This is a genomic window from Roseateles sp. P5_E4, from assembly GCF_054049255.1.
In genome coordinates this window covers 130,255-154,123 of the sequence record NZ_JBFUMS010000009.1, presented here as the reverse complement: position 1 = coordinate 154,123, position 23,869 = coordinate 130,255, and the positions used below count along the sequence as shown (strand labels likewise).

23 protein-coding genes and 1 tRNA gene are annotated in these 23,869 nt (G+C 68.6%); 9 read left to right on the top strand and 15 right to left on the bottom strand.

Annotated elements, in window-relative coordinates; translation table 11 throughout:
* The first annotated feature begins 4 nt into the window (after nucleotides 1-4).
* Genes phoU through phoR form a run of 3 tightly spaced genes read left to right on the top strand, consistent with a single transcriptional unit; the run spans nucleotide 5 to nucleotide 2,800 of the window.
* Complete coding sequence (phoU, locus tag ACXJLH_RS18485) at nucleotides 5-712, top strand: phosphate signaling complex protein PhoU (RefSeq protein WP_056195475.1); 708 nt, start codon at nucleotides 5-7, stop codon at nucleotides 710-712.
* A 2-nt stretch (nucleotides 713-714) separates the two neighbouring features.
* A complete protein-coding gene (gene phoB, locus ACXJLH_RS18480) occupies nucleotides 715-1,416 on the top strand; it encodes a phosphate regulon transcriptional regulator PhoB (RefSeq protein WP_056195477.1) in 702 nt (233 codons plus the stop codon).
* A gap of 16 nt (nucleotides 1,417-1,432) precedes the next feature.
* On the top strand, nucleotides 1,433-2,800 hold the full coding sequence (phoR, locus tag ACXJLH_RS18475) for a phosphate regulon sensor histidine kinase PhoR (protein ID WP_082532552.1): 1,368 nt from the start codon (nucleotides 1,433-1,435) through the stop codon (nucleotides 2,798-2,800).
* Here the strand turns inward: phoR and ACXJLH_RS18470 are convergent.
* From ACXJLH_RS18470 to trxA, 4 genes are all read right to left on the bottom strand, one after another.
* Nucleotides 2,794-4,434 carry a hypothetical protein gene (locus tag ACXJLH_RS18470; RefSeq protein WP_457445678.1) on the bottom strand — a complete coding sequence of 547 codons (1,641 nt, stop codon included), beginning with the start codon at nucleotides 4,432-4,434 and terminating at the stop codon, nucleotides 2,794-2,796. The two genes, phoR and ACXJLH_RS18470, sit on opposite strands and share 7 nt — an antisense overlap.
* 174 nt (nucleotides 4,435-4,608) lie before the next feature.
* Complete coding sequence (locus tag ACXJLH_RS18465) at nucleotides 4,609-4,860, bottom strand: type B 50S ribosomal protein L31 (RefSeq protein ID WP_056195481.1); 252 nt, start codon at nucleotides 4,858-4,860, stop codon at nucleotides 4,609-4,611.
* A 212-nt stretch (nucleotides 4,861-5,072) separates the two neighbouring features.
* The gene (rho, locus tag ACXJLH_RS18460) at nucleotides 5,073-6,338 is read right to left on the bottom strand and encodes a transcription termination factor Rho (protein ID WP_056195484.1); all 1,266 of its coding nucleotides are present in this window, start codon (nucleotides 6,336-6,338) and stop codon (nucleotides 5,073-5,075) included.
* Nucleotides 6,339-6,595: 257 nt separating this feature from the next.
* A complete protein-coding gene (gene trxA / locus ACXJLH_RS18455; RefSeq protein WP_056195487.1) occupies nucleotides 6,596-6,925 on the bottom strand; it encodes a thioredoxin TrxA in 330 nt (109 codons plus the stop codon).
* Nucleotides 6,926-7,089: 164 nt separating this feature from the next.
* On the opposite strand from trxA, the gene ACXJLH_RS18450 reads away from it, so the two are divergent.
* The 3 genes from ACXJLH_RS18450 (at nucleotide 7,090) to ACXJLH_RS18440 (ending at nucleotide 12,955) form a co-directional block, all read left to right on the top strand.
* Nucleotides 7,090-9,654, top strand: a complete 2,565-nt coding sequence (locus ACXJLH_RS18450; RefSeq protein ID WP_457445677.1) for a PD-(D/E)XK nuclease family protein — start codon at nucleotides 7,090-7,092, stop codon at nucleotides 9,652-9,654.
* Nucleotides 9,651-12,863 (top strand): UvrD-helicase domain-containing protein, encoded by a 3,213-nt coding sequence (locus tag ACXJLH_RS18445; protein ID WP_457445676.1) that lies wholly within the window; start codon nucleotides 9,651-9,653, stop codon nucleotides 12,861-12,863. The genes ACXJLH_RS18450 and ACXJLH_RS18445 overlap by 4 nt, the downstream gene beginning before the upstream one ends.
* Before the next feature lie 15 nt (nucleotides 12,864-12,878).
* Nucleotides 12,879-12,955, top strand: a tRNA-Pro gene (locus tag ACXJLH_RS18440).
* An 84-nt stretch (nucleotides 12,956-13,039) separates the two neighbouring features.
* Here the strand turns inward: ACXJLH_RS18440 and ACXJLH_RS18435 are convergent.
* From ACXJLH_RS18435 to ACXJLH_RS18420, 4 genes are read right to left on the bottom strand one after another with little or no spacing between them, the layout of a single operon-like run.
* A complete protein-coding gene (locus tag ACXJLH_RS18435) occupies nucleotides 13,040-13,330 on the bottom strand; it encodes a late competence development ComFB family protein (protein WP_056195496.1) in 291 nt (96 codons plus the stop codon).
* 43 nt (nucleotides 13,331-13,373) lie between these two features.
* Nucleotides 13,374-14,474, bottom strand: a complete 1,101-nt coding sequence (nadA, locus tag ACXJLH_RS18430) for a quinolinate synthase NadA (RefSeq protein WP_457445675.1) — start codon at nucleotides 14,472-14,474, stop codon at nucleotides 13,374-13,376.
* 23 nt (nucleotides 14,475-14,497) lie between these two features.
* Complete coding sequence (locus ACXJLH_RS18425) at nucleotides 14,498-15,271, bottom strand: LytR/AlgR family response regulator transcription factor (protein WP_457445674.1); 774 nt, start codon at nucleotides 15,269-15,271, stop codon at nucleotides 14,498-14,500.
* The gene (locus ACXJLH_RS18420) at nucleotides 15,268-16,344 is read right to left on the bottom strand and encodes a sensor histidine kinase (RefSeq protein WP_457445673.1); all 1,077 of its coding nucleotides are present in this window, start codon (nucleotides 16,342-16,344) and stop codon (nucleotides 15,268-15,270) included. Before ACXJLH_RS18420 ends, ACXJLH_RS18425 begins: the two co-directional genes overlap by 4 nt.
* 84 nt (nucleotides 16,345-16,428) lie before the next feature.
* On the opposite strand from ACXJLH_RS18420, the gene ACXJLH_RS18415 reads away from it, so the two are divergent.
* Nucleotides 16,429-16,833: a DUF1761 domain-containing protein gene (locus ACXJLH_RS18415; RefSeq protein ID WP_056195506.1), complete on the top strand. Its 405-nt coding sequence runs from the start codon at nucleotides 16,429-16,431 to the stop codon at nucleotides 16,831-16,833.
* A gap of 21 nt (nucleotides 16,834-16,854) precedes the next feature.
* Here the strand turns inward: ACXJLH_RS18415 and ACXJLH_RS18410 are convergent, their stop codons facing one another.
* From ACXJLH_RS18410 to ACXJLH_RS18390, 5 genes are all read right to left on the bottom strand, one after another.
* On the bottom strand, nucleotides 16,855-17,820 hold the full coding sequence (locus ACXJLH_RS18410) for a hypothetical protein (RefSeq protein ID WP_457445672.1): 966 nt from the start codon (nucleotides 17,818-17,820) through the stop codon (nucleotides 16,855-16,857).
* Between the two features lie 121 nt (nucleotides 17,821-17,941).
* A complete protein-coding gene (locus tag ACXJLH_RS18405) occupies nucleotides 17,942-18,619 on the bottom strand; it encodes a hypothetical protein (RefSeq protein WP_457356387.1) in 678 nt (225 codons plus the stop codon).
* Between the two features lie 96 nt (nucleotides 18,620-18,715).
* Entirely contained in the window at nucleotides 18,716-19,252 is a 537-nt protein-coding gene (locus tag ACXJLH_RS18400) for an RNA polymerase sigma factor (protein WP_457445671.1), read from the bottom strand.
* An 18-nt stretch (nucleotides 19,253-19,270) separates the two neighbouring features.
* A complete protein-coding gene (locus tag ACXJLH_RS18395; protein ID WP_056195517.1) occupies nucleotides 19,271-19,468 on the bottom strand; it encodes a YgaP-like transmembrane domain in 198 nt (65 codons plus the stop codon).
* 130 nt (nucleotides 19,469-19,598) lie between these two features.
* Nucleotides 19,599-20,756 (bottom strand): serine hydrolase domain-containing protein, encoded by a 1,158-nt coding sequence (locus ACXJLH_RS18390; protein ID WP_457445670.1) that lies wholly within the window; start codon nucleotides 20,754-20,756, stop codon nucleotides 19,599-19,601.
* A 93-nt stretch (nucleotides 20,757-20,849) separates the two neighbouring features.
* On the opposite strand from ACXJLH_RS18390, the gene ACXJLH_RS18385 reads away from it, so the two are divergent.
* Nucleotides 20,850-21,371: a GNAT family N-acetyltransferase gene (locus ACXJLH_RS18385; RefSeq protein WP_457445669.1), complete on the top strand. Its 522-nt coding sequence runs from the start codon at nucleotides 20,850-20,852 to the stop codon at nucleotides 21,369-21,371.
* On the opposite strand, the gene ACXJLH_RS18380 is transcribed toward ACXJLH_RS18385, so the two are convergent.
* A complete protein-coding gene (locus tag ACXJLH_RS18380; RefSeq protein ID WP_457445668.1) occupies nucleotides 21,368-22,228 on the bottom strand; it encodes a DUF2785 domain-containing protein in 861 nt (286 codons plus the stop codon). The two genes, ACXJLH_RS18385 and ACXJLH_RS18380, sit on opposite strands and share 4 nt — an antisense overlap.
* Nucleotides 22,229-22,295: 67 nt before the next feature.
* Here ACXJLH_RS18380 and ACXJLH_RS18375 point away from each other — a divergent pair, with 67 nt between their 5' ends.
* On the top strand, nucleotides 22,296-22,685 hold the full coding sequence (locus ACXJLH_RS18375; RefSeq protein WP_235531916.1) for a nuclear transport factor 2 family protein: 390 nt from the start codon (nucleotides 22,296-22,298) through the stop codon (nucleotides 22,683-22,685).
* A 3-nt stretch (nucleotides 22,686-22,688) separates the two neighbouring features.
* Here ACXJLH_RS18375 and ACXJLH_RS18370 read toward each other — a convergent pair whose 3' ends face one another.
* Complete coding sequence (locus ACXJLH_RS18370) at nucleotides 22,689-23,843, bottom strand: alpha-hydroxy acid oxidase (RefSeq protein WP_457445667.1); 1,155 nt, start codon at nucleotides 23,841-23,843, stop codon at nucleotides 22,689-22,691.
* Nucleotides 23,844-23,869 lie beyond the last annotated feature (26 nt).

Sequence of the window (23,869 nt, the reverse complement as noted above, 5' to 3'; positions counted from 1 at the left end):
CGGTATGGTGGACAAACATCTCTCGACCCAGTTCGATGCCGAGCTCAGCGGCATCTCGACCCGCGTGCTCGAAATGGGCGGCCTCGTGGAGGCCCAGGTGGCCCAGGCCGTGCAGGCGCTGGTGGACTTCAGCGCCGCATCGGCCGATGAAGTGCTGACCAAGGAAAGCCGCGTCAACACGATGGAAATCGAGATCGACCGCGATCTCTCGACCATCATCGCGCGCCGCCAGCCGACGGCCCGCGACCTGCGCCTGCTGATCGCCATCAGCAAGAGCATTGCCAACCTCGAGCGCGTCGGCGACGAGGCCGCGCGCATCGCGCGCACCGTGCAGCGCCTGGTGGCCAGCGGCGTGTCGAGCCGCATGCGCTTGCCGATGTCCGACCTGAGCTTCGAAGCCGAGCTCGCCACCACCCAGTTGCGCAAGTCGCTCGACGCCTTTGCGCGCCTGGACGTGGAGCGGGCGCTGGACGTGCTCAAGCACGACGACGAGATCGACAAGGAATTCGACGGCCTGCTGCGCAAGCTCATCACCTACATGATGGAAGACCCGCGCACCATCTCCTCGTCCATCGACCTTGTCTTCGTCGCCAAGGCGATCGAGCGCGTCGGCGACCACGCCAAAAACCTGGCCGAGGTCGTCATCTACGTCGTCAAGGGCCAGGACGTGCGACACAACTCGCCCGAGGCGGTTGAAACGATGGTGCGCTGATCATGAGCCGAGTCCTTGTTGTTGAAGACGAATCGGCGATTGCTGAGCTGATTTCCATCAACCTGCGCCATGCCGGTTTCGAGGTGACGATCGCCGGCAGTGCCACGCAGGCTCAGTACGAAGTGGACCGCGTGCTGCCCGATCTGGTGGTGCTGGACTGGATGCTGCCCGGCCAGAGCGGCGTGGCCCTGGCTCGCCAGTGGCGCGGCGTGGCCCGCACCAAGGAGCTGCCCGTCATCATGCTGACGGCGCGCGCCGAGGAGGGCGACAAGATCGCCGGCCTCGACGCGGGTGCCGACGACTACATCACCAAGCCCTTCTCAACGAATGAGCTGCTGGCGCGCATCCGTGCAGTGCTGCGCCGCAAGGCGCCCGAGGCGCTGGACAGCGCGGTCGAGGTTGGCCCGCTGCTGCTGGACCCGGGCACGCGCCGCGTCAGCCGTGAGGGCAATGAGGTCAAGCTCGGCCCCACTGAATTCCGCCTGCTGCACTTCCTGATGACCCATCCGGAACGTGTGCACAGCCGCTCGCAGCTGCTGGACCGCGTCTGGGGCGACCATGTCTTCATCGAGGAGCGCACCATCGACGTCCACGTCAAGCGCCTGCGCGAAGCATTGGAGCGCGTGCAATGCGCGCGCATGATCGAGACCGTCCGCGGTGCCGGTTACCGACTGACCCAACAGAGCAGCGCGCTCTCCGCTTGAGCTTTTCCCGCCCTACATGACCTGGTTATTGCCCCGACTGCTGATGGCCCTCGTGGCCGCATTGATCGGGTTTGTCATTGGCGTGGTGGTTCGTACGACGACTGGCATCGACAGCCTGGGCCTTGGCATCGGTGTCGTCAGCGGCGTCGTGCTGACCCTGCTGGTCGACGCGGTGCGGGGCCATCGCCTGCTGAGCTGGCTGCGCGGCAACCAGCTCGAGAACGCGCCGCGCGACACCGGTTTGTGGGGCGAGGTCGGCTACCGCATCGAGCGCGCCGTGCGCGACCGCGATCGCAGCGTGGCGCGCGCCCGGCTGGAACTGGAGCAGTTCCTGTCCGCCATCGAGGCTTCGCCCAATGGCGTGCTGATGCTGGACCCGCAGGAGCAGATCGTCTGGTGCAACCGCGTTGCGGCCGACCATTTCTCGCTGGACCCGCAGCGCGACCTGCGCCAGCGCATTACCAATCTCGTGCGTGCGCCGGCCTTCGTCGCCTACCTGCAGGCCGGCAACTTTGCCGAATCCCTGGTGCTGGGCAATGGCCGCGGGCCGGGCACGCTGTCCATCATCGTGCGCGAATACGGCGAGGGCATGCGCCTGGTGTTGTCGCTGGACGTCACCGAACGCGTGCGCTCCGAAGCCATGCGGCGCGATTTCGTCGCCAACGTGTCCCACGAGATCCGCACGCCTCTGACCGTGCTGTCCGGTTTCATCGAGACCATGCACTCGCTGCCGCTGACGGCTGTCGAGCGCGAACGCGTGCTGGTGCTGATGAACCAGCAGACCCAGCGCATGCAGACCCTCGTGGCCGACCTGCTGACGCTGGCCCAGCTCGAAGGCAGTCCGCGCCCCGCGCCGGACCGCTGGGTGGGCCTGGATGGCCTGCTGCTGCGCATTGCCGCGGATGCCGAGGTGCTGTCGGCCGGGCGGCATCAATTGCACCTGAGGCCGGAGACCAACGTTGAGCTGGCCGGCATCGAGAGCGAGCTGCTCAGCGCCATCGCCAACCTCGTGACCAACGCCGTGCGCTACACGCCGGACAGCGGCGAGGTCGAGGTGGCCTGGCGGCTGCTCGAAGGCGGCAACGGCGAGCTGACCGTCATCGACACCGGCCTGGGCATTTCGCGCGAGCACATTCCGCGCCTGACCGAGCGCTTCTACCGCGTCGACGGCAGCCGCTCGCGCGAGACCGGTGGCACGGGCCTGGGCCTGTCCATCGTCAAGCATGTCATGCAGCGCCACGGCGGCGAGCTGATGATCCAGAGCGACGTTGGCAAGGGCTCGCGATTCCGTCTCGTCTTCCCGGCCGCGCGTGTGCGCCAGGCCAGCGATTCGGCGCTGGGCGATGAGGCGGCTTTCAACGCAGCAGCCCTGTCAGATCATTGACGCTTCAAGAGGACCAGGCCGGCGCTGCCGCTGCGGTCCGTCGGTCGCTTCACCTGCGCAACGACCTGCCAGCCCTTGGGCGTCGGCTGGCCCGCGCTGATCACGGCGTGACTGCATCCTGATGCATTCAGGGGCCCGCGGCCTTTCACCTGCCAGCCGCCATGCCATTCCAGTGCCGCCAGCGTGGCGAGGTTCTGGCCCGTTGCGGCCAGGCAATTGGCATCGGCGGGCATGCGCGTCTTCAGCCGAGCCACCAGCGGCGCCAGGCTGCGCGCGTAGTCCAGCGGCGGCAGCAGCAGGCTCATGACGAGCAGCCAGCCCAGCGCGACGCCGCCGGCCGGCAGGGCCAGGCTCTTCCATAGCGCATGGCGATGGCGGGCTGTGCGCCAGCGCACCAGGGCCAGCCAGGACAGCGTCGCGGCGATGGCAAACAGCAGGGCCAGCGGGCTGAAGTGCGGCTCGAAGCCCTCGGCCAGCCGACGCAGATTGGCCATGGGCCGTGCCGGCCAGCCGGTGTGCATGGAGACGTAGTAGAGCCAGCCGAACAGCGCCACCGCCGAAAAGATGAACACGCAGAACCAGTCCACTGCTGCCGAGACGCTGCGGCTCAGTGTGGGCAGCGCGAAGGCGGCCAGGATGGCCAGCGACGGCAGGGCCAGCAGCAGTGCTCGCTCGGAAGCGTCCATCAGAATGCAAGTGATCAGCGGCACCAGCAGGGCAATGGCGGGCACCGTGATGTGGCGGCGCAGGCCGTGGCGGCGCCAGCGCCACAGCGTCCACAAGGCCAGGGGCCCCGACGGCCAGCAGAACCAGGCCAGCAGGCTCAGCAACGAGGCGAACTGGATGCCGGGCAGGACACGCCAGGCCCAGCCATTGAAGACCCAGGCCGCCAGGACCGCCAGCGTCAGCGAAGCCAGCAGCCAGACCCGTTGGGCCTTGGCCTCGTCATGGCTGGAGCGGTGGTTCAGCAGCAGGCCGAGCAGGCCGAGGGCGCAAGCCACGGCGGGGGCACCGCTGGCGGCCAGCACGGGCAGGGCGAGCAGGATGGCGACCCGCGCACGGCCTCGCTTGAATGGTGCCGCGGCTAAGCCGTAAAGGTAGACCGAGACAGCCAGCAATTGCATCAGCTCGGGCGTCGTCTCATGGCCGAGCTGCAGCAGGCCGAGCGACGCCATCAGCGCAAGCAGGGCACCATCGGCCAAGGCCCGGGCGTAGTCGACGGCCTGTGCTTCGCCGCCGAAGGCAAAGGCCACCGGTTGGGCAGCCTCCGTGCGGGCGAGATGAAAGCAGGTGTACCAGACCGCCACCAACACGCCGACCAGCACAAAGGCATAAGGCAGGCGAGCGGCAACCGGTGCGTCCAGGAAGGGCAGGGCCTTGATGGCCAGCGCGCCCAGCCAGTAGGGCAAGGGGCCGCCCTCGGCCGGAATGCCGGCGATCGCCGGCTGCCACCAGGGCGCGTGGCCCTGGGCGATGCTGGCCATGAAACCGAAGCTGCTCAGGTCGGCATTGCGCCAGGGGTCGCGGCCGAACAGGCCGGGCAGCACATAGGCCGCGCACAGCAGCAGCAGGGCCAGGCGCGGCAGGCGCTCGACGCCGCGCTCGGCGACGATGGCAGGGGTGGGGAGATTCACGCGCTTAAGTTCGATGAAACCGGCCGGCATGATGCCGTCAAACGGCGGTCAAAAATGAAAAATGGCAGCCCATGCTGCCAAATGAGAAAAGGGCAGCGCGAATGCCGCGGCAAAACAAAAGGGCAGCCTGAGCTGCCCTTTGGTCGTTGGCGCGGCGAAACGCCGCCAAACCGATTACTTCTTGAGGTGCGAGAACTTGTTGCGGAACTTCTCGACGCGGCCACCGAGGTTGTCGATGCTCTTTTGCGTACCCGTGTAGAAGGGGTGCGACTCGCTGGTGGTTTCCAGCTTCACCAGCGGCAGCTTCTTGCCGTCCAGCTCGATCATTTCCTTGGTCTGGACGGTGGAACGCGTCACGAACTGGAAACCGTTGGACTGGTCGACGAACACGACGTCGCGGTAGTTGGGGTGAATGCCGTCTTTCATGGGAACCTCTTGGCTAGGTCGGGAGCCACGCCGACGATGTCAATCGCTGGTCGGCGCACTTTCCGGGGGTGTCAGGGCGGAAAACCGGCGATTGTAGCGGGCTTCCCTGCGGTTTGGCTAGTTTGGGCTGAAAGTGCCCGCGCATGCGAGACATGCGCGGGCATTTGACGGGCGTCGGACAGGACGCAGGTCCTGTCCTCGGTCCCGTCTCACTACCCGCCGCGCCGCATCATGTCGAAGAAGTCATGATTGTTCTTCGACGCCTTCATCTTCTCGAGGATGAACTCCATCGCCTCGATCTCGTCCATGTTGTAGAGCAGCTTGCGCAGGATCCAGCTCTTTTGCAGGATCTCGGGCTTGAGCAGCAATTCCTCGCGGCGCGTGCCGGACTTGTTGATCAGCAGCGAAGGGTAGACGCGCTTTTCGGCCATGCGGCGATCCAGGTGGATTTCGCAGTTGCCGGTGCCCTTGAACTCTTCGTAGATCACCTCGTCCATCTTGGAGCCGGTGTCGATCAGCGCGGTGCCGATGATGGTCAGCGAGCCGCCTTCCTCAATGTTGCGCGCTGCGCCGAAGAAGCGCTTGGGGCGCTGCAGGGCGTTGGCGTCCACGCCGCCGGTCAGCACCTTGCCGGAGCTGGGCAGCACGTTGTTGTAGGCACGGGCCAGGCGGGTGATCGAGTCCAGCAGGATGATCACGTCCTTCTTGAGCTCCACCAGGCGCTTGGCGCGCTCGATGACCATCTCTGCCACCTGCACGTGGCGGGCCGCCGGCTCGTCGAAGGTGGAGCTGATGACCTCGCCGCGCACGGTGCGGATCATCTCCGTCACTTCCTCGGGGCGCTCGTCGACGAGCAGCACGATGAGGTGGCAGTCCGGATGGTTGGCCACCAGCGCGTGGGCCAGGCTCTTCATCATCTCGGTCTTGCCCGTCTTGGGCTGCGACACGATGAGGGCGCGCTGGCCTTTGCCGATGGGCGCCACCAGGTCGATGATGCGACCGGTGATGTTCTCTTCGCCCTTGAAGGCTTCACGCTCGAGCTTGAACTGCTCCTTGGGGAACAAGGGAGTCAGGTTCTCGAACATGATCTTGTTCTTGCTCTCCTCCGGCGTCTGGTTGTTGACGCGGTCAACCTTGACCAGAGCAAAGTAGCGTTCGCCATCCTTGGGCACGCGCACTTCGCCTTCCACCAGGTCACCGGTGTGCAGGTTGAAGCGGCGGATCTGGCTGGGCGACAGGTAGATGTCGTCCGTGGAGGCCATGTAGCTGGCCTCGATCGAGCGCAGGAAGCCGAAGCCGTCGGGGAGCACTTCGAGCACGCCATCGCCGAAGACCTGCTCGCCAGCCTTGGCGCGCTTCTTCATGATGGCGAACATCAGCTCCTGCTTGCGCAGGCGCGTGACGTTGTCGATCTCCAGCGCCTCGCCCATCTCGATGAGGGCGGAAACGTGGAGCGCTTTGAGTTCGGAAAGATGCATGGGTGAATACCCGTCAGGGGCCGCAGCGCCAGCCAAGGCGCAACGGCGATTCCACGGCCGCCCCAGAAAAGGATCAAATGGCTACCGCTCAAACGGCGAGCGACGCAGATTCGACAACTGACTCAGTGGTGGGAGGGGGAGCCGAGTCCACGCTGGCTGGGTGCTGAATTCGTATCCAGGAACCCGGGGCGTGTTGGCTTTGGCTGCTGCAGTGACCGCGCGGAGAGCGCCGGCAACACTGCAGCAGTTGGACGCGATTATAGGTTCGCGTCGAGGAAGGCCGTCAACTGGGCCTTGGAGAGGGCGCCGACCTTGGTCGCGGCAAGCTGGCCGTCCTTGAAAAGCATCAGTGTCGGAATGCCGCGGATGCCAAACTTGGCCGGCACTTCGCGGTTCTCGTCGACGTTCATCTTGGCGATCTGCAGCTTGTCACCGTAGCCGGTGGCGACCTCGTCCAGGATGGGCGCGATCATCTTGCAGGGGCCGCACCACTCGGCCCAGTAGTCCACCAGCACGGGCTTGCCCGACTGGATGACGTCGGCGTCGAAGGACGCGTCGGAAACATGCTTGATCAATTCGCTGCTCATGGGAGGGTTCCTTGGCCTCAAAGGGTTGGCGGTCGCCGCAGTGGGCGCCGTCCGAATAGGCAAAATGATTGTGACATAGCCACTTTTGTCCGGACGGTCGCGAGGGTGACCGAAACGGTGGCAAACATGCGGGCGGGAGGCCTGCTTTACAAGTGCAGCAAGCTTTGAATCTGGGCCTGGCGCCTGGCGAGGACAACGAAGCCTTCTGGCGCCGCGTCGCGGCCGTCAGTACCGACTGGCTAGAAGGGCGAGGCGCGGCCGTGCGCGATGCCGTGCTGTTGCTGCCTTTCGCCCAGCAGATCGCGCCGGCGCGCCGCGCCTGGCTCGCCCACGGCGGCTGGCAGCCTCGCATCACGACCAGCCGCAGCCTGGCTTCGGCGCTGGGCCCCACGTCATTGGCCGCGCCTGACCAGCTCTCCGGCGACGCCGCCATCGACGCCTTCACCGCCGACCGGCTGCTGGCCGAGCAGAGCTGGGTCCAGCCCCTCAAGCGCAGCAGCCCGCGCGACTACCGTGTGGCGCTCGCCCGGCTCGTCGACACCGCCCACGCGCTGGCCCGCGCGGCCGCCCAGGTGCCGCCGATTGAGCGCCTTGCGTTCATGGACACCGCCCGGCAACGGCTTGCAGCCCTGGACGCCGGCCCCGGCCTGCTGGAGCGCGCACTGGCTCAGGTCGCGCTGGCCTGGGTGGCCTCTGACGAGCGCCGCCCGCCCACCGACACGCTGTTCGCGCTGCGCCCCAGCGCCTGGATCTGGCTGCGCGCCGGCGGGCCCGACCCGCTGGCCCAGGCGCTGCTGGCGGGCGACGTGCCAGCGCTGTGCCTGAACGCCGACCTGGACCTCGATCAGGCCTGGGCCGGTTTCACGCCCGCCGCGCGAGTGGAGGAAGCCGTCGCGCCGGACTTCGAGACGCTCGCCCAGCAGACCGCCACGGCCGTCGTCCAGCACCTCAACGCGGGCCGGCGGCCGGTGGCCTTGCTTGCGCAAGACCGCGTCGTCATCCGCCGCGTACGGGCGCTGCTGGCGCGCCAGGGCGTGCCGATGCATGACGAGACCGGTTGGACGCTCGCGACCACGCCCGCCGCCGCCGCATTGATGGCCCTGCTGCGCGCCGCCCTGGCTGGTGGCGCAGTGGACGACTGGCTGGCCTGGCTGAAGTCCGCGCTGGCCACGGGTTGGGATGCCGAAGGCCTGTCCGGCCTGGAGTCGCGCTGCCGCCGCTTCGGCTGGCGCCAGGCAGCCCAGCTCGATGCAGCGACGCTGCCGCCGGCCGGCGGTGCGGCCTGGCAGCGGGCTCGGCGCCAACTGGAGCCGCTGGCCGGCGGCGCGCGCACGCTGGGTGGCTGGCTCGCTGCAATGAGCCAGGCGCTGAGCGGGCTGACGCCGCTGGCCGAGGTCGAGGGCGGCGAGGCCCTGCTGGAAACGCTGTGGATTTCGCGCAACCCCTGGGCCGGCAGCGCCCACGAGGCGGCTCTGGCGCAGACGCGGCTGCGGCCCGACGAGTTCCTGGCCTGGGTGGACGACACCCTGGAGGCGGCGCAGTTCGAGCCGACCGAAGAAGCGGGTGCGGTCGAGGTTGTCATCACGCCGTTGGCGCGGGCCATGCTTCGGCCCTTCGGCGCCGTCGTGCTGCCTGGCGCGGACGCCGCCACACTGGGGCCGGTGAACCCGCAAGCGGGTCTGCTGGCCGATGCCGACGCGGCGGCCCTGGGCTTGCCCAGCCTGGCCGAACGCCGCGAGGCCGAGGGCTTCAGTTTCGCGCAGCTGCTGCGCGCGCCGGTGCTGACGCTGCTGCGCTGCGCCTTCGCAGGCGCCGAGCCGCTGCCGGCCAGCCCGCTGCTGGAGCGGCTGGCCGGCGCGGCAGCGCGCAGCGGTCAGGGCCTGCATGAATGGCGCGACGGGCGTGAGCTTCTGACGCCGCCGGGCCAGCCCCAACACCGAGCTGCCGCTGATGCCGATGGCCGCTTGCCGGCGGCCCTGAGCGCCAGCGCCATCGACGCGCTGCGCAACTGCCCCTACCAGTTCTTCAGCCGCGTACTGCTGGGCCTGCGCGAAGCCGACGAGTTGGAGCAAGAGCCCGACAAGCGCGACTACGGCACCTGGCTGCACGCGGTGCTGAAGCGCTTCCACGAGGCGCGCGGGGGGGGCGATGACGACGCCGCATTGCGCGCCGCGGCCGAGGCCGAGCTGGCGTGGCTGGACGCGGCGGACTTCCTGCCTTTCTCGGCCGCCTTCGAGCGGCTGCGCCCGCTGTATCTCGCCTGGCTGGTCGAGGCCGAGGCGGGTGGCCAGCGCTTCGCCGCCGGCGAGGTGGACCGCGACTGCCAACCATTCGATGCGCCACTGGACGCGCTGACGCTGCGCGGCCGCATCGACCGCATCGACGACGCTGCAGGCAAGACTTGGCTGCTTGACTACAAGACCGGCGATGCCAAGGGGTTGAAGGAAAAGCTGGCTGCGCCGCTGGAGGACACCCAGCTTGCCGCCTACGCGTTGCTGATGGGCGCCGAGCCGGGGCTGCAGGCGGCCTACCTGGTGCTCGACGATGGCAAGGGCATCGCGCTGCTGCCGCACGCCGACGTCAGCGACACCGCGCTGGCACTGCGCGGCGGGCTGCAGGCCGACCTGATGGCCGTGCGCGATGGCGCGCCGCTGCCGGCGCTGGGCGAGGGCAAGGTCTGCGACTACTGTGAAGCGCGCGGCCTGTGCCGAAAGGATGATTGGGTATGAGCGCAGAACTCGCCTACTGGGCCGACGGCCTGCGCGTGCCGCGCGAGCACTTCTACGCGCTGGCCTGCGACCCTTCGCGCAGCATCGTCGTGGAGGCCTGTGCCGGCGCCGGCAAGACCTGGATGCTGGTGTCGCGCATCCTGCGTGCGCTGCTGGCCGGCGCCGAGCCGCAGCAGATCGTCGCCATCACCTTCACCCGCAAGGCCGCCGGCGAAATGCGCCAGCGCCTGGCTGAGTGGTTGGCCGAGTTCGCGCAGGCGCCCGATGCCGAGCAACTGGCTGCGCTTCGCCAACGCGGCGTGGCCGAGGCCGACGCGCCGATGCTGCGCCCGCGTCTGGCGGCCCTGCAGGCCGAGCTGCTGCGCGGCGGCCGGGCTGTCGAGGTGCGCACCTTCCACGGCTGGTTCTCGCAGCTGCTGCGCGCCGCGCCGCTGGCCTTCCTGCAGACTCAGGGCATCGCGCCCGAACTGCAGCTCATCGAGGACGAAGAGGAGCTGATGCCGACGCTGTGGCGGCGCTTCCACGTCGCGGTGCTGGCAGACGAGGCGTTGCGCGCCGACTTCCAGGCGCTGACCCAGTCGCGCGGCCGCTTCAACTTGCGCGAGTGGTTGCTGGGCGCGTTCGCCAAGCGTGTGGAGTTGCGGCTGGCCGAGATGGCTGGCGTGCTGGAGGCCAGCCTGCCCGGTGCAGTGGATGTGCTGGGCACCACGCCGGAGCAGTTCTTCGAGCATCTGCGTGAACCGCTGAAGGCACTGGCCCGGCTGCTCGGCGCAGCCAAGGGCAAGAAGGCGCAGGAAGCGGCCGCGTCAATTGAACAGGCCGCCGATTTCGACGGCTGCTTCGCGGCGCTGTTCACCTTGAAGGGCGAACCGCGCAAGCTGGGCGTCGACCACCCTGACCTGGACGAGCTGTGCGATGAGTTGCTGCATTTGCGCGCGGCAATAGCCCAGCAGCGCGCCGCCGACGAACACGCCGCGATGCGCCGCCTGGCCCTGGTGCTGGTGGATGCCTTCGAGGCCATCAAGCGCGAGCGCGGCCTGGTCGACATGAACGACCTGGAGCGCGGCGCGCTGGCCCTGCTGGCTGATGCGCAGACGGCCGGCTGGGTGCAGCAGCGCCTGGACGCCCAGGTGCGCCACCTGCTCATCGACGAGTTCCAGGACACCAGCCCGCTGCAATGGCAGGCGCTGCATGGCTGGCTGTCGGCCTATGCCGGCGCGGGCGCGGGCTCGCCGCTGTCCGTCTTCATCGTCGGCGACCCCAAGCAGAGCATCTACCGCTTCCGACGTGCCGACCCGCGCGTGTTCGCAGCGGCGCAGGCCTTCGTCTGCGACGGCCTCGCCGGCGTGCGCCTGGCCTGCGACCACACGCGGCGCAACGCGCCCGAGGTGCTGGCCGCCGTGAACGCCACTTTCGACAGCGCCCAGCGCGCCGGCACCTACCAGGGCTTTCGCGTGCACACGACCGAGGTGGCCGAAGTGGACGACCTGGCCGGCTTGTGGGCCCTCGACGCCGAGGTCATGGCGTCGCCCGCCCAGGCGGACGTTGACCCGCTGCGCTGGCGCCCCAGCCTGACCGAGCCCCGCCGCGAGGCCGAGATCAGCCGCCGTGCGCCCGAGTGCGAGCGTGTTTGCGGGGCCATCGTCGGGCTGCTGCAGGCCCGGCCTGAACTCAAGCCGGGCGACCTCTTCGTGCTGGCCCGCAAGCGCGACCCGCTGCGCCAGCTCAGCGAGGCGCTGACCGCCGCCGGCGTGCCGCATGCGGCGCCCGAGGAGCAGCCGTTGGCGGGGCTGCCCGACGTGGCCGACCTGCTGGCGTTGCTGGACGTGCTGGCCTCGCCAGGGCACGACCTGTCGCTGGCCCGCGCGCTGCGCAGCCCGCTGTTCGGCGTCGATGAGGCCGACCTGCTGACGCTGGCCGAAGCCGCTGGTACAGCGCAGTGGCTGGGCCATGCGCCCGCCGAGCGACGCTCCTGGTGGGCCGCGTTGCAAGGCCTGGCCGCACCCAGCCCGGCGCTGGCGCGCGCTCAAGGGCTGCTGCGCTGCTGGGCCGAGCAGGCGCGCCAGCGCACGCCGCACGAGCTGCTGGACCGCATCGTCCACGAGGGCGAGCTGCTCATGCGCATCGCGGCGGCCGTGCCCGCAGCAGATGCAGCCGTGCGCCTGCAAAGCGTGCAGGCGCTGCTGCGTGCCGCGCTCGACCTGGATGGCGGCCGCTATGCCCAGCTCTACGGCTTCGTGCGCGCGCTGAAGAGCCGGCCCATCAAGTTCGTGCCGGCTGCTGCGCCGGACGCGGTGCAACTGCTGACCATCCATGGTGCCAAGGGCCTGGAGGCCGAGGTCGTCTTTTTGCTCGATGCCGACGCCGCGCCACCCAAGGCGGAGACGCTGGGCCTGCTGCTGGACTGGCCGGTGGGCCAGCCGGCGCCGCGGCGCGCGGCCTTCCTCGCCTCCGAAGCCAGGCCGCCGCCGTCATTGCAGGCATTGGTCGACGAGGAGCGTGCCGAGCGCGAGCGCGAAGAGCTGAACGGCCTGTACGTTGCCCTGACGCGGGCGCGGCGTGCGGTGGTGCTCAGCCACACGCCGAGCCGCAGCCAGGCCACCAGCTGGTGGGACCGGCTGCAACCGCTGGCCCGCCGCTGGCCCCTTGCGATGACACCGGGCGGCCGAGCCAACACCGCGCCGCCAGCCATTGCGCCGCTGCCAAGCTGGCAGCCTCCAGCGGCAGTGGCTGCACGTGATGGCACGGCCCGTGACGACCGCCTGGCCCGCGTGGGCGAGGCCTTGCACCGCGTGCTGGAGTGGGCCTCGGCAAGCGGCCAGACGCAGGCGCTGGTGGCGCTGATGGCATCTGCCTCGCAGGCCTTCGGCCTGGACGCCAAGTCACGCGAGCAACTCGCCCAGGCGGCCCAGGCCATCCTGGCCAGCCCCGACTGCCGGCCCTTCTTCGACCCGGCCGAGCTGATCTGGGCCGGCAACGAAGTCGCGGTGGGACAGGGCAACGACGACCAGCGCATCGACCGCCTCGTGCAGCGCCGCGATGGCTGCTGGTGGGTGCTGGACTACAAGCTCGGCGCCACGCCGGAGCGCGAGCCGGCCTATCTGGAGCAGATGCGCGGCTATGTCGCGGCAGTGCAAATGCTGCAGCCGGGCGAGCCCGTTAGAGCCGCTTTGATCAGCGGAACGGGGCGCTTCGTTCCTGTGAGCTAGAATGGCAGGCTTGTTCGGGGCGTAGCGCAGCCTGGTAGCGCATCTGCTTTGGGAGCAGAGGGTCGCGAGTTCGAATCCCGCCGCCCCGACCATCTATAACGGAGTGATTCCCTCAAGGAATCTGGACAACGGCCCGCCTCGTGAGATGCGGGCCGTTTTTATTGCCGAAGCGCGGCTTACTTGCGCGACCTCAGCGCCGTACGCGCCTGCACAAAGTTGAACGCATAGCTCACCGCTTCGACGATCGCGTTGTCGATCTCCAGGCGTTCGTGCTCGGTCAGGTAGAAGCTGAAGTCCACCTCGTGGCGTATGTAGCGCGGGGGCAGGCGGTTCAGGGCCACGCAGCAGACGTCGCAGAGCAGATCGTTGCTGGCCGCGATGTCGGGGTAGTCGGTGGACGAGTCCATGACCGCGCCGAAGACCTCGCGCTCATGGTGGTTGTAGAGGGAGCTGAAGTCGGCATTCATGGCGGGCCTCGTCAAGGACGGTGAGTGCCGATTTATAGCCCCATCAGGCGGCGCCGATACCCGGGGTCATACCGGCAGCGGCAGTCTTTCTCGCCGAGACGAAATCCAGCATGCGTGTGATGCAGCGTTGAGCCTTCACGCGGACAGCCTCGTCGACATGGATTTGAGGCTGGCCGCTCTCCAGGCAGTCGACCAGGTTGGCCAGGCCGTTCATCGCCATCCAGGGGCAGTGGGCGCAGCTCTTGCATGTGGCGCTGTTGCCGGCCGTGGGCGCTTCGATCAGCGTCTTGCCCGGCGCCAACTGGCGCATGCGGTGCAGGATGCCGTTGTCGGTCGCCACGATGTACGCAGGCGCCGTGCCTTCGACAACCGCCTTGATCAGCGCCGAGGTGGAGCCGACGACGTCGGCCTGCTCGACGACGCTCTTGGGTGATTCGGGGTGGACCAGGATCAGTGCACCCGGGTGCTGCTCGCGCAGCAGTTCCAGCTCCAGCCCCTTGAACTCGTCGTGGACGATGCAGGCGCCGTTCCACATCAGCATGTCGGCACCGGTCTCTTCCTGGATGTAGCGGCCCAGATGGCGGTCCGGCGCCCAGAGGATCTTCTGGCCCTTGGCATGCAGGTCAGCCACGATCTCCAGCGCGCAGGAACTGGTCACCATCCAGTCGGCACGGGCCTTCACAGCGGCGCTGGTGTTGGCGTAGACGACGACCTGGCGGTCCGGGTGGGCGTCGCAGAAGGCGGCGAATTCGTCCTCGGGGCAGCCCAGGTCCAGCGAGCAGGTGGCGTCCAGGTCGGGCATCAGCACACGCTTCTCGGGGCTGAGGATCTTGGCCGTCTCGCCCATGAAGCGCACGCCGGCGACGACCAGGGTCTGGGCGGCGTGGTCGCGGCCGAAGCGGGCCATCTCCAGCGAGTCGGACACGATGCCGCCGGTCTCCAGCGCCAGGTCCTGCAGTGCGCCGTCGACGTAGTAGTGGGCGACGAGGACGGCGTTGTGTTTTTGAAGCAGGGCCTTGGCGCGCTCGGTCAGCGCGCTGCGCTCGGTCGCTGTCAGCGGTGTGGGCACCTTGGCCCAAGCGTGGGCCGTCGAGCAGCTGCCGGTGGCATCCTGCTTGGTGAAATCGAACAAGACTTGATCCATGCCGAATCGTAGCCCGCCCGGGTTTACCCCTCCAGCCACTGGCGAAAAGCCGCGGCGCGCTCCTGGCTGATCAGCAGCTCGCCGTCCAGGGCCGGGCGGAGGTCGAGCTTCAGCCTTCCCTTGCCGGCGGGCGCAAAGCGTTGCACTGCGCCCGCGGCCACCAGCAGCTGGCGGTTGGCGCGGAAGAAGCGCTGAGGCCCGAGCTCCTCCTCCAGTTCGCCCAAGGTGGGCTCGACTAGAAAGCGCTCACCGGCTTGAGTGACGGCAAAGCAGAGTTTGTCCACCGAGACGAAATAGGCGATGTCGGTCAGTTCCAGTGCATGGAACTGCTGTCCGCCCTTGCGGCCGACGATGCGCTGACGCCCGGCTGGCGGGCTCAGGCGCTGCAGCAGGCCGTCGAGCTGATGGTTCCAGCGCTCCTTGGCCTGGAGGTCGAAATGACTGCGCCATTGTTCGGCCTTGGCCAGGGCTTGGGCCAGCGCGGTGTCGGACACCGGCTTGAGCAGATAGTCCACCGCCAGCGCCTGGAAGGCCTGCAGTGCGAACTGGTCATAGGCGGTCGTGAAGACCGTGGGCAGGGCCAGGCGGCGGTCGCGGAACAGCTCCAGCGACAGGCCGTCGGCGAGCTGAATGTCGAGCAGCAGCAGGTCGGGTGCGGGGTGGTCAGCGAGCCAGGCCAGCGTGCCTTGCACCGTGTCGCTGTGGCCGAGCACGCGGGCCTCAGGCGCGACGCGGGCCAGCGTGGCGGTCAGGCGCTCGCGCGCCGGGATCTCGTCTTCGGCAATGAAGATCTTCATGGGCGGGCCAGCAGCGGAATGGAGACTTCGAACACGCCAGCCTCGGCGCGGCGTTCCAGCGCGCGGCCGGCCAGCAGGCGGCAGCGCTCGTCGAGGTTGGCCAGGCCCAGGCCTGAGGAGGGCAGGGCGCTGCGGCGCGGCTGCAGCGCGTTGCGGGCGTGCACGCGGTCCCCGTCCAGCGTGAAGCTGACGGTCAGCGACTGCGCGGCGCTGGCCTCGTTGTGCTTGATGGCGTTCTCCAGCAGCGTCTGCAGCGCCAGCGGCGGGATCAGCCACGAGCCGGTTTGCAAGGCTGGGTCCAGCTCCAGTGGCATGGCGGCGCCAAAGCGCAGGGCCAGCAGGCGGTGGTAGTGGCGCAGGAAGGCGAGCTCTTCGTCCAGTGGCACGAGGTCGCGCTGGCGGCTGTCCAGCACATAGCGGTAGATCTCGGCCAGGGTGTCGCTGAACTCGCGGGCGCTCTTCGCGTCGCTCTCGATCAGATGGCCCAGGGTGTTGAGGCTGTTGAACAGGAAATGCGGGTCGACCTGAGCCTTCAGCGCGCCAAGCTCGGCCTGCGTGCGGGCGCGCTCCAGGCGCTCCACACGCAGCATGTCCGACTCGCGCTCGCGGATCAGGAACATGGTCTCGTAGGCATGCGTCACGAACAGCACGCAGATGACATTGGTGGCCACCACCAGCTTCAGCGCATTGACGTCGACCGGCTGCCCAGCGACATGGAACCAGGCCCAGATGGCGGCCAGCGTCAGCGGCGCGGTGTAGAGCACATTGGCGCTGACCAGCATCAGCAGCTTGCGCAGCGGGTGGGCGAACCAGTTCAGGTGCTCGCGCTGCTTGAACAGCAGCCAGCGGTTGCCTGCCCAGATGGCAAAGGCCAGCGCGATGAAGCCGGCAAAGCCGACCCAGAAGCGCGCGTCGCCGGGGCCCAGTGGCCCATAGAGCCCAGTCAGCCAGGGGATGGCCAGGCCGAAGGCGAGCGAACCGCCGGCCATCAGCAGCCGGTCATCCAGGCGCGCCTGCATCGGCGGGTTCGGCGGCGATTTGAGCGGCAGTTTGTCGGCTTTGGGCGTGCTCATCTTCGACTTCGGCGCGCGACCGCTGTTGCCGGGGACGGGAGCGCCTCAGCATCGCCGCACCAACAACTTCAAGAGGGGTCTGCGATGGACGCAGTGCAATTCAACTTCCCGGCGGTCATTGTGGCGGCCTTGTCCAGCTTCCTGATCGGCGGGCTCTGGTACTCGCCCATCCTTTTCGCCAAGGCCTGGATGGCCGAGGCGGGCCTGAGCGAGGCCCAGGCCAAGCAGGCCAGCCCGGCCAAGGTCTTCGGCCTGTCGGCGCTGGCCTCGCTGGTGATGGCCTTCAACCTGGCGGCCTTCCTCGGCGCCAAGGCGAGCCTGAGCTTCGGCCTGTTCGCCGGCTTGGCCACCGGCCTGGGCTGGGTGGCCATGAGCCTGGGCGTGATCTACCTGTTCGAGCAGCGCTCGCTCAAGCTCTGGCTCATCAACAGCGGCTACCAGGTGGTGGCCTACACGGTGATGGGCGCCATCCTTGGCGCCTGGCATTGAAGCCGGATCGCTTGCGCCTTCCTAGGGCAGCCGCAGCCGGTCGCCTTCACCAACCCGCACCGTGTTCGGCGGCTCGCTGCCGAAGCGATAGGTCACGCTGAGCAGCTTGCGGCGGCCGGGCGCGGGGTCGAAGCCGAAAAGCTCGTTGCGCACCTCGGTCTCGAAGCGTTCGCCGCGGATCTGGCCGCGCAGGGCCTGGGTCACGTCGGTCCAGCGGCCGTCGGCGCCGTAGCTGGCGCTGTCGATGATGAGCCGGCCGCTGCCGGGCCGCACCGGGCCCTGGTCGTTGCCGCGGTGGCCGCGGCCCCAGTCGCCGCGACCCCAGCCGACGAACTGGTTGCCGTCGATGGTGCCGTACTCGCGGTACTCGAAGACGCGCTCCTGGCCGCCACGGTCGCGGGCAAAGATGCGCAGGATCTTGGTCTTTCCGGGAAATGGGTCAACACCGAAGAGTTCATTGGTCAGCCGCACGCGTTGGTCGCGGCGCGCCAGTTCGCGCAGGCGGTCGGTGACGTCCACGTCGCGGCCGTCGGCGCCATAGGTGGCGTAGAGGATGGTGAACTCACCGTCGTCGTGGCGGTCGCCGCCCGGGCTGTTGCCGCCTCCTTGCCAACCGCCCGACCCGCCGGACTCGCCCCAGTTGCCGCGGCCCCAGCCGATGAACTTGTTGCCGTCGACCCAGTCGCGCTCACGGAATTCGAAGGTGCGTTCACGCCCCTGGCGGTCGCGGGCAAAGATGCGCAGCGTCTTGGTGCGCCCAGGCTCGGGGTCGACGCCGAAGAGGTCGTTGCTCAAGCGAAAACGCCGGTCCTGGCGGGCCAGCTCGCGCAGGCGGCCGGTCACGTCCACGTGGTTGTGCTCGGTGCCGTAGCGGGCATGCAGGATGACGAACTCGCCGTCATCGTCGGCCCAGGCGGGCCCGGTGATGGCAGTGGCCAGGGCTGCACCCAGGCCCAGTGTCCATTGGCCCAATTGGCGGCGTTTCATCGCGATCTCCTCGTTGTTGGTCTTGGCCGGGCATGGTCGCACGGCCAAGGGTTCAACGCGAGGACGGCCCGGCGCGAGGACGCCGGGCTTCGCCGGTTGTAAGGGCGGGTAAACCGCGCGATCAGCGGCCCCAGTCGCCGCGGCGCCAACCAGTGAACTGGCTGCCATCCACCCAGCTGCCCTCGGCGTACGCGAAGCTGCGCTGCTGGCCGTTGGGGTCGCGCGCAATGATGATCAGCCGCTTGTCGCGGCCCGGGTCGGGGTCGACGCCGAAGGTGTCGTTGCCCATGCGGAAGCGCTCGTCGCGGCGTGCCAGTTCGCGCAGCCGCCCGGTCACGTCCACCTCGCGGCCGGGGGTGCCGTAGTTGGCGTGCAGGATGGTGTAGCTGCCGTCATCGTGGCGGTCGCGATAGGGGTTGCCGGCCCAGCCACCGTTGTAGTTCGGTTCGCCCCAGCGGCCCGCGCCCCAGGCGGTGAATTGCCCGCCGTCAATCCATGCGCGCTCGGGGTAGTCAAAGCGGCGTTCGCGGCCTTGGCTGTCGCGGGCGTAGATGCGCAGGTATTTGTCGCGGCCGGGGTCGGGGTCCACGCCGAACAGGTCGTTGGTCAGCCGCACGCGGCGGTCACGGCGGGCCAGCTGGCGCAGCTGGTCGGTCACATCGACATGGTTGCGGTCCGTGCCGTAGCGCGCTTGCAGGATGACGAACTCGCCGTCGTCATCGCCGCGCTGTGCCAGAGCGGGCAACGAGAGCCCGGCCAGCAAGGTGGCCGCGCCGAGAACGTAGTGGCGTCGATTCATGGTGTCTGTCTCCGAAGTTATGGAGGCAACCATGCTTGCACTGCCACGGCGGCACTCAAGTCGGAGAGGAGGAAGTCCCGCTGCGGGCGGCCACCGTCAGACGCCAGCCGGCTTCCCGCCCAACAGGTACTCCCGCGCCAGTGCCCGGGCGCGATGCAACCGGCTCTTCACGTTCGGCCGCGTGAGGCCGGTGCGGGCGGCGATCTCCTCGATGGTCAGCTCCTCAAGGTCGCGCAGCAGCATGACCTCGAGGTAGTGGGACGGCAGCGACTCCAGCGCCGCCGCCAGCTCCCGCCGCAGGCCCAATTCGTCGCGCACGACCAGCCACTGCTCCAGCTTTTCCTCGTCATACGGGTCATAGCGCAGCGTGAGCCGGCCCAGGCGCCGGCATTCGCGCTGCACCAGGCGGATCAACCAGCCCGAGAAAGCCGCCAGCACGCGCAGCGACGGCAGCTTGCGGTTGACGATGAGCAGGGCCTCCTGCACCGCGTCATCGACGTCGCTGAGCAGGCAGTGCTGCTGGGCATAACGGCGGATGTCGGGCCGGGAGATCTTCAGCAATTGCTCCAGTGCCCGCGGATCGCCGCCGTGCGCGGCCGCGAGCAGGGGCTGGTGTTGTGGGGCCAGGGCCATGTCAGTGCTGCCCGGCTGCTACTTCAACTTGCGGCCAATCATGGCGCAAGCCGGGCAGAAACCGAACAGCCCGGATGCCACCAACCCGGCCGCCCCGCCAGCCACCAGCCAGCCGCCCATGCCGCCCAACAGCAGCAGCCCCAGGGCCGCGGCCACCAGGCCCGCCGCCACGCGCACGGCGCGCTCGCCGTTCGGAACGTTTTTCACATAGATCATGGTTCGACTCTCAAGTGTTCGAGGACAGCCCTCGGTCACTAAGAGGGAGCCAGGTCGCGATCGGATTCGCGGCCGGTCAAAAATATTTTGTCCTGGCGGACCCTGACAGATGCTCGCGCAGCGCTGGCCGCTAGCGCAGGAAGTCCATGGCACCGTACTCCCAGCCCCATGGCACGCCGGTCTCGCCGAGGATGAAGCGCACGAGTTGCGGAAAGGCCCGCTCGGCGCGCACGTCGTTGGCCAGGATGACGACGCAGCGCCTGCTCGGTTTCACGCAGACCCAGGTGTTGCCGGTGCTGTCGTCATGGCCGCCCTTGTAGAAGCCCGGCCCCTGCGGGCCTTCAAAGACGATGACGCCCAGACCTGCGGTGAGGTCGGCTCGGCGCCTGGCCGGTGGCAGTTCGGGTTGCAATGTCGGGAACTGGGTGGCCGTCGTGATGGGCAACTGGGGCGCCGTCAGCGCGGCGGCGCTCTCGGCCGACAGGCCGACGCCGCGGACGTAGCCGGACGCCATGCGGGCCATGTCGGCAATGGTCGTGTCCATGGAACCGGCCACGCGCACCTTGCTGCGTTCGGCGTGCGGCACCACGCGGCCGTCGGCCGTCCAGCCGTCGGCCAGGTTGGGCCTGAAGTCGGCGCGCCACTTCAGGCTGGTGCGTGTCATGCTAAACGGCGTGAACACGCGGCGCTGCACCTCGGCGCCCACGTCCAGACCCAGGCCGCGCTCCAGCACGAACTGCAGCAGGATGAGCCCTTCGCCGGAGTACGCGTAGCGTGAGCCGGGGTCGAAGTGAATGCGCAGCCGGCGGTCGGGCTCCAGGAAGGCGAAGTTGGCGAAGCCGCTGCTGTGCGTCAGCAGCATGCGAGCGGTCAGCTGGCGCCAGCGGTTGTCGCCCGCCAAGTGCTGCCACGAATAGGGCGTCAAGAAGCCGGCGTACTCCGGCAGCGGCCGGTCCAGGTAGCCTGCCAGTGGCCGGTCCAAATCGAGTTTTCCCTCCTCGACCAGCTGCATGGCCCAGTAGGCGAACACCGCCTTGGTCAACGAGGCGCCGTACATGACGGTATCGGTCAGCAGCGGCTCGCCCGCCGCATTGCGCTTGCCGTAGGCGCCGACATGCACGACCTGGCCGTCGTCGATGACGGCCACGGCCAGGCCCTGGGCCTGGCTGGTGGCCATCAGCCGCGCGGCCTCGGCATCGATGGCGTCGCTGCGCGGTATCCCGGGCGCGGCGGCCGCGGCCAGCAGGGGCAGGGCGATCAGCAAAGCGGCAAGGCGGGCAGGGCGCATGGTTCCTCCTGGGCGCCAGCCTAACGGCACCCGCGGGCGCGTGGCGAGGCCTCCGCTGCTGTTGTAATCGGTGCGCCGTCTTTGCTGCCGCCCATGAACCTGCTCGAACTGATTGCCCCCACCCCCGACGTCGCCGACGAGCTGCTGCGCTTCGAAACGGACAACCGCGCCTTCTTCGAGACCCGCATCAACTCACGGCCGCCCGACTTCTACTCACACGAGGGCGTTGGTGCCGCCATTGCGCTGGCCGAGCGCGAGGCTGCCGAGGACAAGGGCTACCAGTTCCTCGTGCGTACCGTGGCCGGCGAGCTGGTGGGCCGCGTGAACCTGATCGGCGTGAAGCGTGCTCATTTTCAGATGGCTGAGCTGGGCTATCGCATGGCCGAGTCGGCCTGCGGCCGGGGCTATGCCAGCGAGGCCGTCCGGCTGGTGCTGGCCATGGCCTTTGGCGAGCTGGGCTTGATGCGCGTGGAGGCCAACGCACGCGTCGGCAACGGCGGCTCGGTGAAGGTGCTGCTGCGCAATGGCTTTCGCCAGTTCGGCCATTCGCTGCGCAGCTTCGAGCTCGGCGGCGTCTGGCACGACCGGCTTCACTTCGAGCGGCACGCCGACTAAGGCAGGCGGCGTAGCGTCTTCTGCAGCGGCACCAAAAGCCGTTCGCGCTGGGCGGCGTCGGTGACGTCCAGCACGCCGGCCAGCAGCGGCCACAGGAACTCCCGCAGATTGTGCAGATCGATCAGCGCGGTCTCGTCCCAGCCCTTGGCTGCCTTCAACGGCTGCAGCAGCCGGTCCAGCCAGGCCTGCACGGCGGCTTCGTCGGGTTGGAGCCTGAGCTGCAATTGCAACGCGGCGCGCGCCAGGCGCTGGCCCTCGCCGAAGCGGTAGGCATGCCCGTGGTCGGCCAGCACCTGGCTGCTGACGGCGTCCAGAAGTTGTTGGCGCTGCGCCGCGCTCAGCGCCTCGTTCATGCCGAGCTGCAGGGCCAAATCGGCACCGTGGGCCACGCCGTGGCGCCAGCCCTCGCCGGGGGTGAAGCCGCGGTAGTCGCGCACGCTGCTGAGGAAGCGTGCGGCATGCTCGACGAGCTCGCCGCGCTGCTCGGTGGTCATGAAGGGCTTGAGGCGGTCGGCCCTTGCCACTTCGGCCAGCGTGAGGACCGCAAAGGGCTGGTGCACGCCGGCGGTGTCGGGCTTGGCGTCCAGCACGGCGACGAGGTCGGTGCGCAGGCGTTGCAGCGTGGCGGCCTCCAGCTTGCCGCCGCGCGCCCATGCAGAGATCTGCTCGAAGGCAATGTCGTCGCGCAGCTGGAAGTCGGGATGTCCCAGGCAGGGTAGCAGAGCGATGGCCTGCTGCTGGATGCGCGCTGGGTCGGTTTCGGTCTTCAAGTCGACGGGCGGCGCGCAGGTCTGGGCGGCGACGCCCACGCTCAGCGTGGACAGCAACAGGCAGATGCGGACGGACGCGGTCTTCATGGAGGCACAGTAGCGCACGATGTGGCCCGCGGGCGAAAAGTCACCGCTGCTGACGACAATGCCCCGCATGGAAGATGACTTGGTGGATACGCTGCGGCGTCTGGAAGTCGAACTGCATCACCCCGGCGTGCGCCTGGACGAAGCGCGGTTGCAAGCCCTGCTGCACGCGGATTTTCACGAGGTTGGCCGTTCCGGTCGGGCCTATGACCGACCCACCATCCTGCGTTTCCTGGCCGAGCAGGGCCGCAGAGACGAGGGTCCGCCGAGTGTCGAGCCCGATCAATTCGCCGTGCGGCCCCTCGGCCCTTCGGCGGCGCTGCTGACCTATCGTGCTGCGCACCGCCAGCCGGACGGATCGCTCACGCGGCACACGCTGCGCTCCTCGGTCTGGGTGCGCGAGGGCGAGGCCTGGCAGATGCTCTACCACCAGGGCACCGCGGCCGAGACTTCCTGGTAAGACTCAGGCCGTCGGGTAGGTGCCCGGCACCAGGATGTCGCGCGTCACGTTCGTCAGCTGCGTGTGGCCGCAGAAGGCCATGGTCACGTCCAGCTCCTTGTGCAGGATGGCCAGCGCCTTGGCCACGCCTTCCTCGCCCATCGCACCCAGGCCATAAGCCATGGCGCGGCCGATCATGGTGCCGCGGGCGCCCAGGGCCCAGGCCTTGAGCACGTCCTGGCCGGAGCGGATACCGCCGTCCATCCACACTTCCGTCTGCGAACCCACCTCGGCCGCGATGGCGGGCAGCGCGTGGATGCTGCTCGGCGCCCCATCGAGCTGCCGCCCGCCGTGGTTGCTCACCACGATGGCGTCGGCGCCCGCCTGCACGGCGAGCTTGGCGTCTTCCACGTCCATGATGCCCTTGAGGATGAGCTTGCCGCCCCATTGCGCCTTGACCCAGGCGATGTCGGCCCAGGACAGGCGCGGGTCGAACTGCTCGTTGGTCCAGGCCGAGAGGGACCGCATGTCGCTGACGCCCTTCACATGACCCACGAGGTTGCGGAAGGTGTGGCGCTTCGTGCCGGCCATGCCCAGGCACCAGCGTGGCTTGGTCATCAGGTTGATGATGTTGGCCAGCGTCGGCCGCGGCGGCGCGGTGAGGCCGTTCTTCAGGTCCTTGTGGCGCTGGCCGATGACCTGCAGGTCCAGCGTCAGCACCAGGGCCGAGCACTTGGCGGCCTTGCAGCGGTCGATCATGCGGGCCATGGCCTCGCGGTCGCGCATCATGTAGAGCTGGAACCAGAACGGCGCCGAGGTGTTCTCGGCGATGTCCTCGATGGAGCAGATGCTCATCGTGCTGAGCGTGAACGGGATGCCGAACTTCTCGGCCGCGCGCGCCGCGTGGATCTCGCCGTCGGCGTGCTGCATGCCCGTCAGCCCCACGGGGGCGATGGCCACGGGCATCTTGGCCTRCTGGCCCACCATCTTCACGGCCGTGCTGCGGCCTTCCATGTTGACGGCCACGCGCTGGCGCAGCTTGATGGCCTGGAAGTCGCTCTCGTTAGCGCGGTAGGTCGTCTCCGTCCAGGAGCCGGAATCGGCGTAGTCGTAGAACATGCGCGGCACCCGCTTCTCGGCGAGTTGGCGCAGGTCTTCGATGCAGGTGATGACGGGCATGGCGGACTGGTCGGAGTGAGGCCGCG

Bases quoted from the DNA above. Each gene is read 5' to 3' on its own strand.
- phoU (WP_056195475.1), top strand. From the start codon at position 5: ATGGTGGACAAACATCTCTCGACCCAGTTCGATGCCGAGCTCAGCGGC.
- phoB (WP_056195477.1), top strand. From the start codon at position 715: ATGAGCCGAGTCCTTGTTGTTGAAGACGAATCGGCGATTGCTGAGCTG.
- phoR (WP_082532552.1), top strand. From the start codon at position 1,433: ATGACCTGGTTATTGCCCCGACTGCTGATGGCCCTCGTGGCCGCATTG.
- ACXJLH_RS18465 (WP_056195481.1), bottom strand. From the start codon at position 4,860: ATGAAAGACGGCATTCACCCCAACTACCGCGACGTCGTGTTCGTCGAC.
- rho (WP_056195484.1), bottom strand. From the start codon at position 6,338: ATGCATCTTTCCGAACTCAAAGCGCTCCACGTTTCCGCCCTCATCGAG.
- trxA (WP_056195487.1), bottom strand. From the start codon at position 6,925: ATGAGCAGCGAATTGATCAAGCATGTTTCCGACGCGTCCTTCGACGCC.
- ACXJLH_RS18445 (WP_457445676.1), top strand. From the start codon at position 9,651: ATGAGCGCAGAACTCGCCTACTGGGCCGACGGCCTGCGCGTGCCGCGC.
- ACXJLH_RS18435 (WP_056195496.1), bottom strand. From the start codon at position 13,330: ATGAATGCCGACTTCAGCTCCCTCTACAACCACCATGAGCGCGAGGTC.
- nadA (WP_457445675.1), bottom strand. From the start codon at position 14,474: ATGGATCAAGTCTTGTTCGATTTCACCAAGCAGGATGCCACCGGCAGC.
- ACXJLH_RS18425 (WP_457445674.1), bottom strand. From the start codon at position 15,271: ATGAAGATCTTCATTGCCGAAGACGAGATCCCGGCGCGCGAGCGCCTG.
- ACXJLH_RS18420 (WP_457445673.1), bottom strand. From the start codon at position 16,344: ATGAGCACGCCCAAAGCCGACAAACTGCCGCTCAAATCGCCGCCGAAC.
- ACXJLH_RS18415 (WP_056195506.1), top strand. From the start codon at position 16,429: ATGGACGCAGTGCAATTCAACTTCCCGGCGGTCATTGTGGCGGCCTTG.
- ACXJLH_RS18410 (WP_457445672.1), bottom strand. From the start codon at position 17,820: ATGAAACGCCGCCAATTGGGCCAATGGACACTGGGCCTGGGTGCAGCC.
- ACXJLH_RS18405 (WP_457356387.1), bottom strand. From the start codon at position 18,619: ATGAATCGACGCCACTACGTTCTCGGCGCGGCCACCTTGCTGGCCGGG.
- ACXJLH_RS18400 (WP_457445671.1), bottom strand. From the start codon at position 19,252: ATGGCCCTGGCCCCACAACACCAGCCCCTGCTCGCGGCCGCGCACGGC.
- ACXJLH_RS18395 (WP_056195517.1), bottom strand. From the start codon at position 19,468: ATGATCTATGTGAAAAACGTTCCGAACGGCGAGCGCGCCGTGCGCGTG.
- ACXJLH_RS18390 (WP_457445670.1), bottom strand. From the start codon at position 20,756: ATGCGCCCTGCCCGCCTTGCCGCTTTGCTGATCGCCCTGCCCCTGCTG.
- ACXJLH_RS18385 (WP_457445669.1), top strand. From the start codon at position 20,850: ATGAACCTGCTCGAACTGATTGCCCCCACCCCCGACGTCGCCGACGAG.
- ACXJLH_RS18380 (WP_457445668.1), bottom strand. From the start codon at position 22,228: ATGAAGACCGCGTCCGTCCGCATCTGCCTGTTGCTGTCCACGCTGAGC.
- ACXJLH_RS18375 (WP_235531916.1), top strand. From the start codon at position 22,296: ATGGAAGATGACTTGGTGGATACGCTGCGGCGTCTGGAAGTCGAACTG.